Origin of the sequence: Nostoc sp. 'Peltigera membranacea cyanobiont' 213, from assembly GCF_002245975.1 — a bacterium.
Taxonomy (GTDB): domain Bacteria; phylum Cyanobacteriota; class Cyanobacteriia; order Cyanobacteriales; family Nostocaceae; genus Nostoc.
In genome coordinates this window covers 1-3,249 of the sequence record NZ_NOLI01000298.1, presented here as the reverse complement: position 1 = coordinate 3,249, position 3,249 = coordinate 1, and the positions used below count along the sequence as shown (strand labels likewise).

Below are 3,249 nucleotides of genomic sequence, written 5' to 3'. Positions count from 1 at the left end.
TTAGTTAATCCAAAGCATCTAAAAAATTGGTTTACTAATTGTTGTTACTGTACCTCATAAACCTCAAATACGCTGTATGTTAGCGATCGCTCTCGAATTAGCCAAGAGCAATCCTGTTTATGAAGACATTGCCACCAAGTTCTTTGAGCATTTTCTCTACATAGCCGATGCGATGAATAAAATTGGCGAAATGGAAGCCAGTTTGTGGAATGAATCAGATGGATTTTACTACGATGTGCTACATTTACATGAACGGCAGATTACCTTAAAAGTCCGGTCAATGGTGGGATTAATCCCCCTATTTGCGATTGAAAGTATTGAACCAGAAACCTTAAAGATGCTTCCTGGCTTTAAGAAACGGCTGGAATGGTTTATCCAAAACCGTCCTGACTTACGGCAAAATGTAGCTTGTATGGAAACAAAAGGAATTGGTGCTAGAAGATTATTAGCAATTGTTTCACGGGATAAATTAAGAAGTATTCTGCAAAAAATGCTTGATGAAAGTGAGTTTTTTAGCCCTTACGGTATTCGCGCAGTTTCCAGATTTCATGCCGAACATCCCTATACTTTTGATGTCAATGGTTCACAATTTCGTGTAGATTATGAACCTGCTGAATCTAGCAGTGGTTTATTTGGTGGTAATTCTAACTGGCGCGGCCCTATTTGGTTCCCGGTGAATTTCTTATTAATTGAATCTCTGCAAAAATTTTATTATTACTTGGGCGATGATTTCAAAGTGGAATGTCCCACAGGTTCTGGTAAGATGATGACACTTTGGGAAGTTGGATGTGAATTATCTCAAAGATTAACTAGAATTTTCTTGCAAAATTCCTCTGGTCAACGTCCTGTTTATGGTGGAATACAAAAGTTTCAAAATGACCCACACTGGCAAAATTTGATTTTATTCCATGAGTATTTTCATGGTGATAACGGAGCCGGAATTGGCGCTAGTCATCAAACTGGATGGACAGGATTAGTTGCTCAACTTATTCAGCAATTTGGTAAATATGAAGCACAACATCAGGAACCAAAAATTGAGCAGGATAAAAAGGCGATCGCCATAGCATAAATCCGCCTAAACCACTGCTTTCATAACAGGATACCAGGCTATAAGTCAATACAGTTCAGAATGAGCAACAAAACACTTCTAGAGACGGCGATTTATCGCGTCTCGAAAACCCAAAATTGTTGCCAGTAGCCTTTAACCCAAGCGTATTGGGCCATAAGTCTGTATCTCAATATAGCGATTCTCATTGATGTGAGGCACACCTGTAGGGGCAATTCATGAATTGCCCCTACACCTTGCAATTTAACGTTGTACTACATTTGAATGGGAATCGCTATATCTCAATACAAAAATAACTCAAGGAGAGCAATAAATTGAGGATTCAACAAAAAGAAGATTCTCGTTTTCGCTGGATTAATTTACATTCGTCTCAGCTATCAATTCAGGAAGACACAGATATTATTCAAGGACTAAGCAATCAACCTAAAACCTTACCATGCCGTTACTTATACGATGACCAAGGCTCAGAACTATTTGAGCAAATTTGTGAACTGCCAGAATACTATCCAACTCGCACCGAGCGAGCAAGCAATTTTAGAAACATCTGCCCTAGAAATCGCCCAAATGACAGGTTTATGTACCTTGATAGAACTAGGTAGTGGTAGTTCTCGCAAAACTTGCTTCAACTCCCCAGAAACACCCTGCTCCAAATGTCGCTTTTTGTAGATTAGCGTTTTGCATATTTTTGATAACTATTTTGTGATAATTTTAAATGAAACTCATCAAATAATACAGATACTTTATAAGTAAATATTTTCTCAATACTGCCTGATTGATTTTAATTATTAGAGTGACAGATTATCCTGAGATGAATATGGTATAAAACTGAATATTATCTAAGAATTGGAAAAAATAGTGAAATCTAAAATTAATATACTGCTACCGCAGGGCAGAATTAAAAATGAATGCAGCATAAGCATTTCATGGTTACTGAGCTTGCCGTAAAGCCTGCGGCATAGCTACGCTTAAAGCGTAGCCTCTCCAAGAGTTGTATTGATTTGGAATGGGTGGTTTATTTACGCCGTACTGTACTAGCTTTTGCTAACTATAGGAATGTTTCTTAGAATACTCACTATTTCAATTGGGTCTAACCGTTTAGTATAATCTGCATCAACAAAAGCATAAACGATTTTTCCGTTTCGATCAACTACAAATGTAGCTGGAATAGGTAGTTCAAAAGACTCATCTCCATTGTATCTAGGTAACACATGACCCTTTGACTCTAATATAGGTCTTAGATACTCCGGGATTTGAAACACAATGCCAAATTGACGAGCAATCATATTGCTGCGATCGCTCAATACTTCATAAGTTAGTTCATGTTTTTCTACAGTTGATATGGTATGACGAGTAGTTTGAGGTGAAATAGCAATTATTGATGCTCCTAATGTTTTAATTGCAGGTAATGCTTGTTGGAGTCCTGCTAGTTCTAAGTTACAGAAAGGACACCAAGAACCTCGAAAAAAGGAAATAACTACAGGCCCAGTAACTAGTAGTTTTTGTAATTCTACTGCTTGGCTGAAAGCATTAGGTAGAATGAAATTAGGAATAATATCTCCTACCTTTAAAGTTTGGTCAATTATACCTGAAGAAATTAGCTCATTTTTGAGAGACTCTGTAAAATTCATCGTAATTTTCCTGAAAGTTAACTTATACTTTTATGTACCTTTCTAGATAAATACTGTTGCAGTGAATTTACTGAAATGAGAAAAATAGACCCTTGGATTTGCATTACTGGGAGAATTGCTTTAGGTTCCAAGGCATGATTATCATCTACTATTCTTGTTGTTTTTATACACGTTAAGCCATCCGTTCAATAAGCCGGGAATAATCCGTTCAGCACAAGTGTTTTCGCCGCTTAGTAGTTTGCATAATAACGGCTTGAAACTGAAGCGATCGCTTACCGCTTTCATACAATGAGTTAATTGTTGCATTGTGTATTTGTTGGATTAACCTCTTGTTTACTAGCTGTATCGTCACTTCTGCTGCTTCCAAACAAGGTTGTACTCTCTCTCAACAGCCGCCAGCAGCTTCGCTTGCAACGAAGATAAATAAGGTTTAGCTTGTTTCCCCAACCCCTGCAACAGCCAATCCACAGCCTCGTCACGGCGGTAACTTTGGTTTTCTTTTGGCTTACATTCATTCCGCGTTTGCGGAGGAACTCGCTGATTCTTTCAAGTATC

2 protein-coding genes and 2 pseudogenes are annotated in these 3,249 nt (G+C 37.9%); 2 read left to right on the top strand and 2 right to left on the bottom strand.

Annotated elements, in window-relative coordinates; translation table 11 throughout:
- Positions 1-76 precede the first annotated feature (76 nt).
- A pseudogene (locus CDG77_RS34210) lies at positions 77-1,069 on the top strand (MGH1-like glycoside hydrolase domain-containing protein); the annotation flags it as partial.
- Positions 1,070-1,419: 350 nt separating this feature from the next.
- Positions 1,420-1,684 (top strand): annotated as a pseudogene (locus CDG77_RS34205) (L-histidine N(alpha)-methyltransferase); the annotation flags it as partial.
- Between the two features lie 413 nt (positions 1,685-2,097).
- On the opposite strand, the gene CDG77_RS34200 reads toward CDG77_RS34205, so the two are convergent.
- Complete coding sequence (locus CDG77_RS34200; protein WP_094333566.1) at positions 2,098-2,694, bottom strand: peroxiredoxin-like family protein; 597 nt, start codon at positions 2,692-2,694, stop codon at positions 2,098-2,100.
- 293 nt (positions 2,695-2,987) lie between these two features.
- The coding region (locus tag CDG77_RS38345; protein WP_223270149.1) for a hypothetical protein at positions 2,988-3,249 on the bottom strand (262 nt) is incomplete at its 5' end.